The sequence below is a fragment of the Mycobacterium sp. 852014-50255_SCH5639931 genome (assembly GCF_001665605.1).
Classification (GTDB): Bacteria; Actinomycetota; Actinomycetes; order Mycobacteriales; family Mycobacteriaceae; genus Mycobacterium; species Mycobacterium paraffinicum.
The window spans coordinates 366,719-380,469 of sequence record NZ_LZSV01000016.1 but is presented as its reverse complement, the minus strand read 5'-3'; the positions used below and the strand labels follow the sequence as shown (position 1 = coordinate 380,469).

Here is a 13,751-nt window from a genome sequence, read left to right as displayed (position 1 = left end):
CGAGAATGAATTTCGGGGCCTTGCCACCAGAAGTCAACTCCGGCCGCATGTATTGCGGGCCCGGCAACGGGTCGATGCTCGCTGCCGCTGCGGCGTGGGACGGGCTGGCCGTCGACCTTCATTCCACAGCGGGCTCGTATCAGTGGGTGATCGCAGACCTGACCAGCGCGGCATGGCTGGGCACCGCGTCGGTGGCGATGACGGCCGCCTTCGCGCCCTACGTGGCATGGGTGACCACGACCGCTGCGCTATGTGAGCAGGCCGCCGTCCAGGCCAGGGCCGCCGCCGCCGCGTTCGAGGCCGCGTTTGCCATGACGGTGCCCCCACCGATCATCGCAGCCAACCGCGCGCGGCTGATGTCGCTCATCGCGACCAACATCCTCGGGCAAAACACCCCGGCGATCGCGGCGACCGAAGCCGAATACGGCGAGATGTGGGCCCAAGACGCCGGGGCAATGTATGAGTACGCCGGCGCGTCGGCCGCCGCTTCGGCGCTACCCCCGTTCACCCCGCCGGCGCCCACCACGAATCCGGCAGGGGCCGCCGGCCAGGTTGCTGCGGTTGCCGATGCCAGCGCCACGCCGGCCGGCACCGCGACCCAGACCGTCATGTCGACGGGCTCGCAGCTACTTTCGGCGATACCCGGTGCAATCCAGGGGCTTGCGGTGCCTGCACCCGCCGCCGGGGCTGCTGTCCCAACATTGTTGCAATTGCTGGGCTTACTGAGCCCGGTGAACCTGACCGTTGCATCGGCGTCGACGGCCATCACGTCGACGGGCATGGGCGGGTCGTATGCGGGCCTGGGATATGCAGTGCACTACGACCCGGACGGTGCAAGCAAGATGGATGCCATTCTGGCACGCCTGGGAGCGATTGCGGGGGACCCGGCAACAGGGGAGTTTGCGTCACCGGGTCCGGCAGATCCGGGGGCGGCCGGCGGCGCGGGACCTGCGTTGTCAGCGGGTTGGGGCCGGGCCTCCTCAATCGGCGCACTGTCGGTGCCGCCGAGCTGGGCCGCGGCCACTCCCACGATCGGACGCGTATCGGTCGCATGGCAGACCACCCTGTCCGGTGCCGCCCCGGCGGTCATGGCAACGGGCTCGGAAAGCATGCTCAACGAAATGCTCTTGGCGAGTATGGTCGTGCGCGGCATCCGGAGTGCTCCCCGTCAGGGCCGGCCACGATCAAGCTAGCGGTGTCGGGGCGCCCGCCCGGCAACGACGACGGGCCCGGCACCGCGCTGGGTGTGGCACAACGCCGGGCGGCCCGACCGTGGTGGCCCCGCCCCGATGCCTTTCCGCTCACCCGGGTGAATTCGCTCGCCGGGTGATGACGGCTCACCCCGCGCCGGTGAATTCTGATCGGCAGCCGGCGAGCGGAGGGCAAATGCGGCCGACGATGTACCGGATCTGCATTCAAGGCCGCGTGACCGAGCGGCTCGGGTCCGCATTAGAAGGAATGCGATTCGAGGCCGGTGCGACCGAAACGGTGTTCACCGGTGAAATCCGCGACCAGTCACAGCTTTACGGACTCCTCGACCGGGTCCGTGATCTAGGCCTTGAGCTCGTCAGCGTACAACCGCAGTCCGCGGCCGGCCCCACGACAACAACCCGCATCAGGAAGGACCTGTAATGCAAGCCATCACCGTTTCAGACCGCGACGCCGGTATCGCCGGCCTGTCGTTGACGGACCTGCCCTACCCCCAGGCGGCCGACAATGACGTCGTCGTGCGGGTGCACGCAGCGGGCTTCACCCGCGGGGAGCTTGACTGGCCGCACACCTGGATCGACCGTGCGGGCCGCGACCGGACGCCGAGTGTGCCCGGCCACGAGCTGTCGGGCGTCGTGGTTGAGTTGGGTTACGGCACAACCCTTTTGAGCGTCGGTCAGCGGGTGTTCGGGCTCGCGGACTGGGCCCGCAACGGCTCGCTCGCGGAATACGTCGCCGTGGAGGCTCGCAATCTCGCACCGCTGCCGGCGGACATCGACCATACGGTGGCCGCGGCGCTGCCGATCTCTGGGTTGGCCGCCTGGCAGGGCCTGTTCGACCACGGTCGCCTCGCCGCCGGACAAACGGTTCTGATCCACGGCGCCGCGGGTGGGGTCGGGTCGATCGCGGTGCAACTCGCCCGCGAGGTCGGAGCGCGCGTCATCGGTACCGGTCGGACCGCCGACCGAGACCGGGCGGAGGAGTTCGGCGTCCACACCTTCCTCGACCTGGAGACCGAGAAGCTGGAGGACGCGGGCGAAGTCGACGTGGTGTTCGACGTGATCGGCGGAGATATCCTGGCCCGCTCGGCGGCTCTGGTGCGGGCCGGCGGAACGCTCGTCACGATCGCCGAGCCGCCGAAGACCCTGCCGAGTGATGGGCGGGCGATCTTCTTCCTGGTCGAAGCCGACCGCGCCCAGCTCGCCGACCTCGCCGCGCGAGTAAGGGATGGACGCCTGAAGCCGGTCGTGGGTAGCGTGCTGCCACTCGCCGAAGCTGCCGCCGCATTCGCTCCCGGCAAGCGTATTCCCGGCAAGACGATTCTGCGCGTAGCCCAGGACTGAGAAGGAAGGGCAGCTGAAAATGGCGTTAAAACTGCCACTCGCCGCACTGACTGTTGCGGTGATGCTCGCGCCTGCGGCCCATGCGGAGCCGGCGCCAGAGAACTCGGATCAAAATCCGGTTGTCCGACCAGTTTTCAATCAACCAACAAATGTTCCGGGCAAATCACTTGAAGCAGTGACCGTCAGCTATCCGCCCGGAGCGAAAAGCGGAGCTCACCACCACGCGAAATCGGCGTTCATCATGGCCTACGTGATCTCCGGAGCGATCCGCAGCCAAGTCGAAGGTGAGCCTGCACGCGTCTATCACGCCGGTGAGACGTGGAGTGAAGCCCCCGGCGCACACCACACGATCAGTGAAAATGCCAGCGCCACGGAACCTGCTGAACTACTCGCAGTCTTCCTACTCGATACGGGTGACGCCCCGCTCACCACGGCCGACAACGCGAAAAACGAGCCGACGCGTTAGCGATCCAAAAGATTGGATCCCTCGGCATCAACGATTTGACGACATCATCCATCTCCGCAATACGACACAGCTGGAGCAGCCCATGCACACGCGTGATTCGAGCCGGGTTGTCCGGATAGCCCTACGATTGTCGCTCGCGGCGGCCTTTCTGTCCGCTGTTGCCGACCGATTCGGTTGGTGGAAGCCGTTTGGGCAGGGTAGCTGGGGGAGCATGGGAGCTTTCGCCGACTATGCCCACCAGCTTGTTCCGTTTGCTTCTGGATGGCTCTTGACCGTCATTGTGTGGGCTGCCACCGCCACCGAAGCGACCCTGGCGGTCTTGCTCCTGGCCGGCTGGCGGCCAAAACTCGTCGGCATGGCGACTTGCTTGGTGCTCATAATATTTGGAACCGCGATGGCTGTATCCCTCGGTATAGAATCACCGCTTAGCTACAGTGTGTTCTCCGCAGCAAGCGCAGCCGCGGCCTACGCGATACCTGGCACAACACCGCCGCCTGCACCACACACCCCTGGCGCCTCCTCCAGTCCGGACACTCGCAACCGTCGCAAGCCAATACAGGCTCCCGTAGCGGTCATCGGGGGTGACGGTAGATGAAGGCCGGCAAAGACTTCGACGTGGTCGTCGTAGGCGGCGGGGTCGGCGGCGTGGCCGCCGTGCGGAAGCTCGCGTCGGCAGGCTTTGCGGTAGCGCTCATCGAGGATCGTCTGGTCGCGGGGGAGTGCCATTACTGGGGCTGCAACCCGAGCAAAACACTGCTTCGTCCGATCGAGGTGTTCAATCTAGCGAAGGCCGTCCCTGGTGTGCGAGAAGTCGTTTCGGAAGAAGGACTGGACATTGCGGCCGTCTTCGCCAAACGCGACGCGATCATCGAGCACCTCTCGGACCAAGACCGAACAGCATCACTGCGGCAAGCGGGTGTAGCAGTGTTTCAAGGGTTCGGCCGGTTGAGCGGCGAGCGAACAGTGCGGGTGACGTGTGCCGATAAGACCCAAGCCGTTTTGGAGGCACGCCACGCGGTCGTTGTGGCCACCGGCACACGTCCTAACGTGCCGGAGATACCTGGGTTGGCGCAAGCACGCCCGTGGACCAATCGGGACTTGACGACCATGACGGAGGTGCCACCCCGCGCGCTGGTGGTGGGTGGCGGCCCCGTCGGTGTGGAGTTCGCGACCATCCTCACCGGTTTGGGCTCGGCGGTAACACTTCTGGCACGCGGGAACGCTCTGCTTCCCGGCTGCGAACCCGAAGCCCGTGACTTGGTCGCGCAGTCACTGCGAAGCAAAGGCGTCACGATCCACTTTGACACGGAGTTGTCGGCGGTATCCCGCCCCGTGGCGGGCGGGCCCGTCACCGCAACTTTCGACGGCCAGGCCATCGAGGTAGACGAGGTCGTCCTGGCCGCCGGACGGCGCACCAACACCGACGACATCGGACTGGAAACCCTTGGCCTGCCGAGCGGCGGGTTCGTTTCTGTTAACGACCATCTTCAGGCGGTCGGCGTCGTAGGCGACTGGCTGTACGCCTTGGGCGATACCACCGGGCGTGCTCGGTTGTCGCATATCTCCACCTACCACGGCCATCTCGTGGCCGAGATCATCGCGGCGCGGGCCGCGGGGCGAGAACTCCGGGAGAACGAATTGGCCGCCCGCGATGCGGGCAGCCTTGCACAGGTTATCTTCACCGAGCCTCAAGTCGTCAGAGCGGGGCGGTCGGAAAGTCAAGCTCTAGCAGAAGGATTCGTGGTGCGGACGCGAACGGCCCGTTACCCCGGCACACTGTCATTCCTGGCCCTTTTCCGGGATGGTTTCCAGGGATGGGCGAAGTTGGTCATTGACGCCGAGACGAACACACTGCTCGGGGCGACATTTGTCGGCCCGGAGTTCTCCGAACTAGTGCAAGCAGCCACCCTGGCTATTGTCGCGAAGATTCCAGTCAGTCTCCTGCGCCATGCTGTCGCGCCACATCCGACGGTCAATCAGGTCTGGGATCTGCTACTCGACCAAGAATCCGAACTTGTCCCTTTACCGGAAAACGGGGGGCAGAGAACACAGGACGACAACGGACAAGCGAATCACCTTGTTTATCAGTCTGGTTAGACAACGATTCTTGAGGGGAACCACGATGATTTGCGCCTGGCTGGTCGTCTCACTGTGACCATGCTCGCAGCGGGGGTTCGCGCTTTCGGTGGCGAAGTGGAGACGATCGAAGTGGACGAACCGCGGCCGTTGGCAGCCGACGAGGTCCTCATCGAGGTTCGTAGTGCGGGAGTTGGCAACTGGGACGACATCATTCGCACCGGCGGCTGGGATGTCGGCATCAGCCCTCCACTGGCGCTCGGTGTCGAGGCCGCCGGGGTCATCAAGGCCGTTGGTGCCTACCCGAACGGATTCAGTGTGGGTGATGAGGTGCTGTGTCACCCGGTGCCGCTGCGCGACCAAGGCGCGTGGGCGCCCTTTGTGATCGCAGCCGTAGGATCGCTCGCCCGCAAACCGCAAGGGATTTCGTGGGAGACCGCAGCGATCTTTCCGGTGCCGGCGTTGACCGCCGAGCAGGTGGTCGGCGAGGCGTTGTCCCTTCACGCTGGAGAAACGTTGCTCGTTCACGGCGCCGGCGGGATCACCGGCGGACTCATTGTCCAGCTGGCTGCCCTGCGCGGCGTCGACGTGCTCGCCACCGCCAGCCCGCGGAGCGCCGACCGAGTCCGGGGGTATGGCGCTCGCGAAGTAATCGACTACCGCGATCGGATGTGGCCACAACAGGCAAGGGCGTCGACGAAGGGCCGCATCAACGCTGTCGCTAACGCAGCCCCCAGCGGTACCGCTGCGGCGATGACCGCACTTGCCGACGGCGGCCGACTGGCCACCATCACTCCCGACCCGCCCGCATCCACCCGTGGCATCGGCGTGACCGCGGTTTACGTCCGTTCCGACGGCGCTCAACTCGACCGCCTGACCGCGCTACTCGCCTCTCATCGGCTGAGCATGCCGACCCCGCGTTCCTGCAGCCTGGATCAGGCCGCCTACGCCCTCGCACAAGTCGTCGCAGGCCACGAGCCCAACGGAGTGGTCATCAAGACAGACACCTGACGAAGATGCCATCACACACCGAAAAACCTCACACTACCAAGGAGTCTCGAGATGACCACCATTACCCGGATCCGCACCGGAGTGGCCGATCACATCGGCCAATACGCCGACGCTGTCGCCGTATCCGGCGGCGGCACGCAGATTTTCGTCTCCGGAACGCCCGGGGTGCGCGAAGACGGCACTCTGCCCGAGGACTTCGCCGACGAAGCCCGGCAGTGCTGGGCCAATGTCGAAATGGCGCTCAGTAAGGCCGGCGCCGAGCTCACCGACATCGTCTACATGCGCCAATGGGTCACCAGCCGTGACAACGCGTCCGCCTACCTGGCCGTGAGCAAAGAGATCATCCGCCACGAACCCGCTGCCATGTTCAGCATCATCGACGGGTTGGTGTGGCCCAACATCCGCGTGGAAGTCGAAGTCACCGCCATCCTGCCGGCATGAGCGACTACCTCGGGGGCTTGGGAACCATGTGGACCGGGGTGACCGTAATGGCCGACGACGAGATGCGGGCCATCCCTCGGCCTGCCCGACAACGTCTATCACGCGACGACCATTCCCACCGCCTACTGCACCGGCACGACCTTCCGCCGCGCCAAACGGATTCCGTTCGACGACGTGGCGCATTTCGACCGGTGGTGACCAAGCCAATGACTAACGCACACAACGGGTCGGACGACCAGTCATCGCCACTTGCCGAACGGTGGCGGCAGTGACGCTGCGCGACGCGGCACCGACCAGCCGTGCGATGCTGGTTGCGGTAATGGTGTCAATGGTCGCGTTCCTCGACTCCACGGTAATCAACCTGGCTTTGCCGGCCATCGAGCACGACCTCGGCGGTGGCCTGGCGGTGCAGCAATGGATCATCGATGGCTACCTGTTGGCAACGGCCGCCGCGATTCTGCCCGGCGGGTCCATTTCGGATTTGTTCGGACGCGTTCCGGTGATGAGGTTCGGGCTCTTGGCGTTCGGGGTGGGCTCGGTCCTGGCGGCGGCTGCCGCCTCACCGGCGATGCTGGTCACCGCACGCCTCATCCAGGGGCTGGGTGCGGCTTTCCTCGTGCCGGGTTCGCTGGCGCTGATCAACACGGTGTTCGACAAGGCACGCCAGTCCGCGGCGATCGGCGTCTGGACCGGGTGGACGGGAACCGCCTTCGCGTTGGGCCCGCTGCTGGGCGGAATGTGCGTCGATTTCTTGGGCTGGCGTTGGATTTTCGTGTTGTCAGCGATCCCCATGGCGGTCGGGTATGCACTGACGTTCTGGCTGTGTCCGATGTCGGGGCGGGTCGAAGGCGCCCGTGTCGATACCGCCGGGGTGGGCTTATCGGCGGTAGGGCTGGCCGCGACCGTATATGCGTTAATCGAATCGCAACGCGACGGCTGGACAGTCCCGACGGTCTTCACACCGGCGGTGATCGGGATCGCCGCACTGGCCGGCTTCGTGAGTTGGCAGCACCGCAGCAGGTCTCCGATGCTTCCGTTGCCGTTGTTCACCTTTCGCAACTTCGCTGCCGCCAACTTCGTCACCGCGTTCGCCTACGGCGGGTTGACGCTGGGATCGCTGGCCGTCGCCCTCTACACCCAAGAAATCGGCGGATACTCAGCCACCGCGGCTGGACTGGCCACCCTGCCGATCCCGGCGCTGTCGTTCCTGTTCGCCCGCCATGTCGGCATTGCCGCGCGGGTCGGACCACGTGCATTCCTGATAGTCGGCCCCGCTTTGGCGGGGATCGGGCTGCTGCTGATCCGCCCGAAACCTAGTGGATTCCACGCGATTACCGACCTGGTCCCCGGAATGACCGTGCTGGCCATCGGGCTGGTCGTGACGATCACACCGCTGACGTCGGTGACACTGGCGTCGGTGCCGACCGAACACAGCGGCATTGCGTCGGCGATCAACAACGCCGTCTCGCGTTTGGCCGCGCTGATGTCGATCGGGTCCCTGGGCCTGATCAGCGTTGGCGCGGCGAGCGCCACCGGATTCGCCCACGTGTTAGAGGTGAGCGCGGCACTATTCGCCCTGGGCGCGTTGTGTGCCGCGCTGTTGATAACCAATCTCCCTGCGTGTCAACCTGTGCCCTGCGACATCGCGGCGCTATGTCGCGACCGGCCCGGTGTGCAACCCGCCCTGGCCAGCAGCCCCTCGGCCGCGACCGAGCCGCCCCCGCCGCAGTAACCGTTCACCCGACCGACCCAATTCACGCTTCGGTTCACGGCGGCGTACTACTCATCCGGGTGAATAGGTAGGTGGGGTGATGACAACTCACCCCGCCTGGCTGCAGTCTCAGAACGACCAGAACCCGGCGGGAGTGTCACCCGTTTGCGGGCGCCCGACCCGAGGGCGTTACGTCTGTCTGCGATACGAAGAACGGCGGTCCACCCGGAGCCGTCAGGAGAACCACGGAGGGACCGCATATGCATCTTGAGGCCAGGAAGGTCATTGTTGTCGGCGACACCGTCGCTGAGCTGACGAGCCGGGGTGGCGATGCCTGGGGCGTCGCCGCCGAGCTAACGGATCGCGCTGTGGTCGCCGATGTTCTCAACGTCGACGGCGGCTTCATGGCCGGTCGCAACTAAGCCGATGGGGTCCGCCGGCGGGAAACCGGCACGGAACTTCTTGGCGCGCTCGACAATCGAGCGCGCGGCAAGGAAAGAAAGCTGAAGGAGAGATGCAGTGACAAACGACATCTTGAGGCCAGGCGGCCCGCCAGCGAAGTCTGTCGGCCGCACCGACGGTAAGTTCGTGTTCAACGGGACGGTCGGTGTCCGCCACATCGTCGACAAGGTTGAGGCGAAGGGGCGCTTCTCCGTCCTCGAACATCCGATGTCACCCCGAGCGCTCGCCGCACCACTTCATCGCCACCACAACGAAGACGAGTACAGCTGGATCATCGAGGGACGCGTCGGCGCTTTGCTTGGCGATGAGGTGCTCTACGGCGGACCCGGCGATTTCATTTTCAAGCCACGCGGCCAATGGCATACGTTCTGGAACGCCGGCGATGAGCCTGCCCGCATCCTTGAGATTATTTCCCCCGCAGGATTTGAGCAGTTCTTCGACGAGCTTTCTGACCTCGGCGGTATAGACAAGGTATCGACAGAGGCCCTAGATGCGCTCTGTGCGCGGTACGGACTGGAGATGGACGTCGACAGTGTCCCCGAATTATGCAAACGCTTCGACTTGGTGTTCCCCGGTGAACCGATTTGATGATGAACCGTGCGTCGGAATCCCTGTATGCCCAACAATGTCGGCGGAAAACGAGCTAGCCACCGTGGGTGGTGCTGAATCAGCCGAAGTCACACGTCAAACGCAACTCTGAAAGGTTCATCATGAAGATCGTAGTCATTGGCGGGCGCGGGCTGATCGGCTCGAAGGTAGCGTCGAAGCTCAGCGTGCAGGGACACGACGTGATCCCCGCCTCACGTCGATCAGGTGTCGATTCATTCACTGGTGAAGGACTCGCCAACGCGGTCGCGGGTGCGGATGTCGTGGTCGACGTCGCCGATTCACCGTTGTTCGACGATGAGCCTGTGATGCATTTCTTCACGACGGCGACCACCAATATTCTTTCCGCCGAGAAAGGAGCGGGAGTCAAGCACCATGTCGCGTTGTCCGTAGTGGGCGCGCAGATCATGCCAGATAGCGGCTACAACACCGCTAAAGCAGCTCAGGAAAACCTGATCAAGGATTCCGGCAGGCCTTATTCGATCGTGCGGGCAACCCCGTTCTACGAATTTGCCGTTGGCTTGGCCGATTCCGCGACAGACGGAGACATTGTGAGACTGCCACACGCGTTGTTCCGTCCCATTGCAGCCGACGATGTGGCCACCGCGGTGGCCAACGCGGCTGTCGGGCGCCCTACCAACGGAGTAACGGAGATCGCTGGGCCAGAAGCGATGGGGATGGACGACTTTGTCCGCGCGGGCCTTGCCGCCATTGGTGATCAACGCCGGGTCATGACTGACGCCCAGGCGCCGTACTTCGGCGCGGTGATCGACGATCACACCCTTGCACCCGACGAGAACGCCACCATCTTCACCACTCGATACGCCGACTGGATCGACGCACACTCCAGCCGTCGCAGTTAGCGAAATTTTCTGGAACGCGCATGATCCCGATCACGCCAGGCCCGCTCTTGATTGCGTAACAGGCAGGTCTCCAAGTTTCCAATGTCTGGACCGCCCCGCCACCAGCGCGCCGCCCCGCCAGCACAACGACGACATCCTGGGCGGGCTGGGCCTGTCCGCGGACGAGATCGCGCGCCTGCGAGCAGAGCGGGTCATCGGCGAGCGGCTCCTCAACGCGTGAAATCTGTTGCGGTGGAGGTCGACACGCTGATGAGATGGCCGTAAGGGTCGCGCAATAGCATCGACCTTCTGCCCCACGGTTGTGTCGTCGGCTCCATCACCCAGGTCACGCCAATGGTGTCGATGCGCGAGTATTCGACGTCGACGTCGTCGGCTGTGAAGTCGAGAATGGTCTCGCCGTCGTGTGCCCCCAGGTTGGCCTCGCCAAGGGCGCGCGACGCGCGGTCCTCGGTGAAACCGAATCGGGAAAATCCGACCGACGCCGGTCCCGCCGGCATCTCGAGGTAGTGCTCATTGAACGGCACCGAGACGTCGAGCAGCGCCGCGTAGTACGCGGCGATCGGTTCGATCGCTGCCGAGACGAAGCGCACCTGCGTCAGTTCGAGCCGCGGCTCTGGCGTCATACCGCGACCGGAACGTCGAGATCGGTTTGCGCATAGTTGAGGAAGTAGGCGGTAAAGACGGCCAGACCCAGGTACGCGTAGGCCTCCGCGAGTTGTTCGTCGTTCCAGCCGGCATCGAGCGCGTGGCGCCACGTGGTATCGGCAACCTTCCCGCGGTTGGCGGCCGCCTCCCTGACCAGTGCGGCGATCGCATCGACCTTGTCGTCGCCCGTGGCGGTTCCGGCCCGCAGAGCCGCGATCCGCTCGTCGGTCCATCCCGCCAACTGTGCGAGCCGGCTGGTGATCCCGACGACGTAGTCATTGCCCATGGCGCTACCCGCCGCGAGCATCAGAGCGGCGGACAACTGCGGGCCGACAGTGCCGTGTTCGGCGGTCGCCGCACGAAGCGATGTGTAGGCGACGAACACCGCCGGTGAGTGCGCCATTTGCGCATGCAGATTCAGCGGGCGCCCGGTCGGTGAAAATTGGATCACGTGTTCCAGCAGCCCGCGGGAGGCGTGCGGCGCGTCGTCAACGGTGTGGGTTGGTATCCGGCTCATTTACTGACCTTCATCTGATCGGTGTGGATGGGTGATTGGAAGGACGCCGCAGCGCCCCGAAATGTGACTCCCTGGGTCGCGGTGTCACATTCGGCCGGTCCATTCCGTCCTTGACTTCATGGATGCTCATGACGACCGGGTGAGCGGTGCATGGAAGGCGAATCGCGCCTATCTGGTGGACCTCGCATTCCGGATGCTTGGCGACGTCGGGGCGGCCGAAGATGTGGTGCAGGAGGCCTTCTTCCGGCTGCTGCAGGCACCGGTGGGTGGCATCAAGGACGAGCGTGGCTGGCTGATCGTGGTGACAAGCCGGCTGTGCCTGGATCACATGAAGTCGGCGTCGTCGCGTCGCGAACGCCCGCAAGACATTGCTGAGCAGCAACGTGATAGCGATTTGTCAGCCATCGATCCCGCCGATCGGGTGACCCTCGACGACGAGGTCCGGCTGGCCCTGCTCATCATGCTCGAACGTCTCAGTCCCGCAGAGCGGGTGGTGTTCGTATTGCACGACGTCTTCCAAGTGCCCTTCGACACGATCGCTGCCACGGTCGGAAGCCACGCACCCGCATGCCGGCAACTCGCGCATCGGGCCCGGCGCAAGATCAACAGGTCTCAATCAGGCCGCTCGTCGGGCTCCGACCTGGTGGAACCGGCCCAGCACCGCGCGATCACCAGGGCATTTATCGAAGCATGCTCGACCGGTGACCTCGACGCGCTGATGGCTCTGTTGGATCGCGACGTTTCCGGTGAACTCGATGTACGCAGTGGAGCTGTCGTGATCGGCGCCCACCAAGTCGGCATCAACATCCTGCGCTACTGGGGCCGGGCCGAAACCGTCCTGGTGGCGCAACCGGTGTGCAATCAACCGGCGATCCTGGCCTTCGTCAACCGCCGGCTTGCGGGCCTGCTGGCGCTGACGATCGAGGACGGCAAGGTAGTAAAAATCCATGTCCTCGTGCGGGATTCGACGCTAGACCCTTTACGCGCCGAACTCGGTGGCGCTCGGTAGGCGTCACATAGTTACCTGCCTTCTCGTCCTCTTATACATGAGTACGCCGGCACGCCAACCAAATCCGGAAACCAGCAACGGACAATTCGTTGCCGTAGGACCCTCGAGGACGGTCCGGTTAATCATCAGGCCGTTGACCAAAGTTCTCAACCCGCTCGTCGGCACGATGGCGGGACGACGCTTCCTGCCGATGATGGCCCGGGTCCAGCACGTCGGGCGTCGATCCCGCACGCTCTACGCCACCCCAACGAGCGCCGCCGTCGCGGGCGACATGATCGTGGTGCCCTTGTCATTCGGCAACCGGTCGGACTGGGCGCGCAATGTCCGGGCCGCCGGGCACTGTGTCGTGCAGCTACGCGGCAGGCGTTACCTCGCTGTGCAACCCCAATTCGTGGCAGCGGTGGACGCGAAACAGTTGGTGCACAAGGCGTTTAACGCCATCGAACGATTCGGATTCAGGCTGCTGGGCGTCCGGCAGTTTTTGCTGCTGCGCATTCAAACGAGTGAATGAGGAAGATCATGAAAACACTTGCCACACTTGATCGTCCAAACTGGCTGCCGTCCTCGGCGTGGCCGTGGGAGACGTACGCGCTCAGTCATGACCGAGGTCGCATTGCGGTCACCGACATCGGCGGCGGCCCGACCTTGTTATTCGTCCACGTCGGAAGCTGGAGTTTCGTGTGGCGTGATGTATTGCTGCTCCTGCAAAACGATTTTCGTTGTGTCGCTGTCGATGCGCCCGGTTGTGGGCTCAGCGATCGGCTGTCTTCCCCGACGCTTGCCGAAGCGGGTGACGCGGTCACCGCCGTCATCGATGCACTGCAATTGCGCGACGTCACGCTGGTCGCCCACGACTTGGGCGGCCCGGCCGGACTCCTGGCTGCGGCGCGCCGCGCCGATCGAGTGGCGGGCCTGGCGGCGGTCAACTGCTTCGCGTGGACGCCCACGGGTCCGGTCTTTCGGGGCATGCTCGCCGCGATGGGGAGTGCCCTCGTCCGGGAACTGGACGCCGCCACGGGTGTGCTCCCTCGCTTGACGTCGACCAGCTTCGGTGTTGGCCGACACTGGGGCCGCGCGGATCGCACGGTCTTCCGGGCAGGCATCGACGCGTCGGCTCGCCGCGCCTGGCACGCCTATTTCCGGGACGCGAGAGGCGCGCCCGCACTGTACGCAGAAGTCGATACCGCGTTGCAGGGCGCCCTCGCCGACCGGCGGGTGCTGACGGTCTTCGGACAATTAAACGACCCGCTGCGCTTTCAGCCGCGTTGGAAGGCGTTGTTCCCCGCAGCGCGCCAATTGAAGGTCCGTCGCGGCAACCACTTTCCGATGTGCGACGACCCGGATTTGGTGGCCGCGGCGCTGACGTCCTTTGTTCCCTGACCGCATTCTTAG

The 13,751-nt window shown here is 64.6% G+C and carries 17 protein-coding genes; 15 read left to right on the top strand and 2 right to left on the bottom strand.

The window, feature by feature from the left end; all coding sequences use genetic code 11:
• Positions 1–5 precede the first annotated feature (5 nt).
• The 12 genes from A5758_RS09560 to A5758_RS09515 all read left to right on the top strand — a co-directional run bounded on the left by A5758_RS09560 (position 6) and on the right by A5758_RS09515 (position 10,188).
• On the top strand, positions 6–1,193 hold the full coding sequence (locus tag A5758_RS09560) for a PPE family protein (RefSeq protein WP_156622561.1): 1,188 nt from the start codon (positions 6–8) through the stop codon (positions 1,191–1,193).
• Positions 1,194–1,386: 193 nt separating this feature from the next.
• Positions 1,387–1,632, top strand: coding sequence for a hypothetical protein (locus A5758_RS09555; RefSeq protein ID WP_067203860.1), 246 nt, complete (start codon positions 1,387–1,389; stop codon positions 1,630–1,632).
• Positions 1,632–2,552, top strand: coding sequence for an NADP-dependent oxidoreductase (locus tag A5758_RS09550; protein ID WP_067739344.1), 921 nt, complete (start codon positions 1,632–1,634; stop codon positions 2,550–2,552). Before A5758_RS09555 ends, A5758_RS09550 begins: the two co-directional genes overlap by 1 nt.
• A 19-nt stretch (positions 2,553–2,571) precedes the next feature.
• Positions 2,572–3,018: a cupin domain-containing protein gene (locus A5758_RS09545; RefSeq protein WP_067739341.1), complete on the top strand. Its 447-nt coding sequence runs from the start codon at positions 2,572–2,574 to the stop codon at positions 3,016–3,018.
• Positions 3,019–3,100: 82 nt separating this feature from the next.
• Positions 3,101–3,613: a hypothetical protein gene (locus A5758_RS26225; protein ID WP_231987257.1), complete on the top strand. Its 513-nt coding sequence runs from the start codon at positions 3,101–3,103 to the stop codon at positions 3,611–3,613.
• Complete coding sequence (locus A5758_RS09540) at positions 3,610–5,115, top strand: NAD(P)/FAD-dependent oxidoreductase (RefSeq protein WP_067739338.1); 1,506 nt, start codon at positions 3,610–3,612, stop codon at positions 5,113–5,115. The genes A5758_RS26225 and A5758_RS09540 overlap by 4 nt, the downstream gene beginning before the upstream one ends.
• 96 nt (positions 5,116–5,211) lie before the next feature.
• Positions 5,212–6,105: an NADP-dependent oxidoreductase gene (locus A5758_RS09535; protein ID WP_231987256.1), complete on the top strand. Its 894-nt coding sequence runs from the start codon at positions 5,212–5,214 to the stop codon at positions 6,103–6,105.
• 51 nt (positions 6,106–6,156) lie between these two features.
• On the top strand, positions 6,157–6,546 hold the full coding sequence (locus tag A5758_RS09530; RefSeq protein WP_067739332.1) for a RidA family protein: 390 nt from the start codon (positions 6,157–6,159) through the stop codon (positions 6,544–6,546).
• 304 nt (positions 6,547–6,850) lie between these two features.
• Positions 6,851–8,278, top strand: coding sequence for an MFS transporter (locus A5758_RS09525; RefSeq protein WP_067739454.1), 1,428 nt, complete (start codon positions 6,851–6,853; stop codon positions 8,276–8,278).
• Between the two features lie 239 nt (positions 8,279–8,517).
• The gene (locus tag A5758_RS25685) at positions 8,518–8,679 is read left to right on the top strand and encodes a hypothetical protein (protein ID WP_156622560.1); all 162 of its coding nucleotides are present in this window, start codon (positions 8,518–8,520) and stop codon (positions 8,677–8,679) included.
• Positions 8,680–8,776: 97 nt separating this feature from the next.
• Entirely contained in the window at positions 8,777–9,307 is a 531-nt protein-coding gene (locus A5758_RS09520) for a cupin domain-containing protein (protein WP_231987254.1), read from the top strand.
• A 122-nt stretch (positions 9,308–9,429) separates the two neighbouring features.
• A complete protein-coding gene (locus tag A5758_RS09515; protein WP_067739452.1) occupies positions 9,430–10,188 on the top strand; it encodes an SDR family oxidoreductase in 759 nt (252 codons plus the stop codon).
• Positions 10,189–10,397: 209 nt separating this feature from the next.
• Here the strand turns inward: A5758_RS09515 and A5758_RS09510 are convergent, their stop codons facing one another.
• Together A5758_RS09510 and A5758_RS09505 are read right to left on the bottom strand one after the other, a co-directional pair.
• A complete protein-coding gene (locus A5758_RS09510; protein ID WP_067203756.1) occupies positions 10,398–10,811 on the bottom strand; it encodes a glyoxalase/bleomycin resistance/extradiol dioxygenase family protein in 414 nt (137 codons plus the stop codon).
• Positions 10,808–11,350 (bottom strand): carboxymuconolactone decarboxylase family protein, encoded by a 543-nt coding sequence (locus tag A5758_RS09505; protein WP_067739324.1) that lies wholly within the window; start codon positions 11,348–11,350, stop codon positions 10,808–10,810. Before A5758_RS09505 ends, A5758_RS09510 begins: the two co-directional genes overlap by 4 nt.
• Before the next feature lie 118 nt (positions 11,351–11,468).
• On the opposite strand from A5758_RS09505, the gene sigI reads away from it, so the two are divergent.
• The 3 genes from sigI (at position 11,469) to A5758_RS09490 (ending at position 13,739) form a co-directional block, all read left to right on the top strand.
• Complete coding sequence (gene sigI / locus A5758_RS09500) at positions 11,469–12,359, top strand: RNA polymerase sigma factor SigI (protein WP_067739321.1); 891 nt, start codon at positions 11,469–11,471, stop codon at positions 12,357–12,359.
• Between the two features lie 133 nt (positions 12,360–12,492).
• A complete protein-coding gene (locus A5758_RS09495; protein WP_197503821.1) occupies positions 12,493–12,870 on the top strand; it encodes a nitroreductase family deazaflavin-dependent oxidoreductase in 378 nt (125 codons plus the stop codon).
• Positions 12,871–12,878: 8 nt separating this feature from the next.
• Entirely contained in the window at positions 12,879–13,739 is an 861-nt protein-coding gene (locus A5758_RS09490; RefSeq protein ID WP_067739450.1) for an alpha/beta fold hydrolase, read from the top strand.
• The last annotated feature ends 12 nt before the right edge of the window (positions 13,740–13,751 follow it).

Excerpts from the sequence above, each read along its gene's own strand:
- A5758_RS09515 (WP_067739452.1), top strand. The coding sequence starts at position 9,430 with ATGAAGATCGTAGTCATTGGCGGGCGCGGGCTGATCGGCTCGAAGGTA.
- A5758_RS09540 (WP_067739338.1), top strand. The coding sequence starts at position 3,610 with ATGAAGGCCGGCAAAGACTTCGACGTGGTCGTCGTAGGCGGCGGGGTC.
- A5758_RS09530 (WP_067739332.1), top strand. The coding sequence starts at position 6,157 with ATGACCACCATTACCCGGATCCGCACCGGAGTGGCCGATCACATCGGC.
- A5758_RS26225 (WP_231987257.1), top strand. The coding sequence starts at position 3,101 with ATGCACACGCGTGATTCGAGCCGGGTTGTCCGGATAGCCCTACGATTG.
- A5758_RS09505 (WP_067739324.1), bottom strand. The coding sequence starts at position 11,350 with ATGAGCCGGATACCAACCCACACCGTTGACGACGCGCCGCACGCCTCC.
- A5758_RS09525 (WP_067739454.1), top strand. The coding sequence starts at position 6,851 with ATGCTGGTTGCGGTAATGGTGTCAATGGTCGCGTTCCTCGACTCCACG.
- A5758_RS09560 (WP_156622561.1), top strand. The coding sequence starts at position 6 with ATGAATTTCGGGGCCTTGCCACCAGAAGTCAACTCCGGCCGCATGTAT.
- A5758_RS09545 (WP_067739341.1), top strand. The coding sequence starts at position 2,572 with ATGGCGTTAAAACTGCCACTCGCCGCACTGACTGTTGCGGTGATGCTC.
- A5758_RS09510 (WP_067203756.1), bottom strand. The coding sequence starts at position 10,811 with ATGACGCCAGAGCCGCGGCTCGAACTGACGCAGGTGCGCTTCGTCTCG.
- sigI (WP_067739321.1), top strand. The coding sequence starts at position 11,469 with ATGGATGCTCATGACGACCGGGTGAGCGGTGCATGGAAGGCGAATCGC.
- A5758_RS09490 (WP_067739450.1), top strand. The coding sequence starts at position 12,879 with ATGAAAACACTTGCCACACTTGATCGTCCAAACTGGCTGCCGTCCTCG.
- A5758_RS25685 (WP_156622560.1), top strand. The coding sequence starts at position 8,518 with ATGCATCTTGAGGCCAGGAAGGTCATTGTTGTCGGCGACACCGTCGCT.
- A5758_RS09550 (WP_067739344.1), top strand. The coding sequence starts at position 1,632 with ATGCAAGCCATCACCGTTTCAGACCGCGACGCCGGTATCGCCGGCCTG.
- A5758_RS09555 (WP_067203860.1), top strand. The coding sequence starts at position 1,387 with ATGCGGCCGACGATGTACCGGATCTGCATTCAAGGCCGCGTGACCGAG.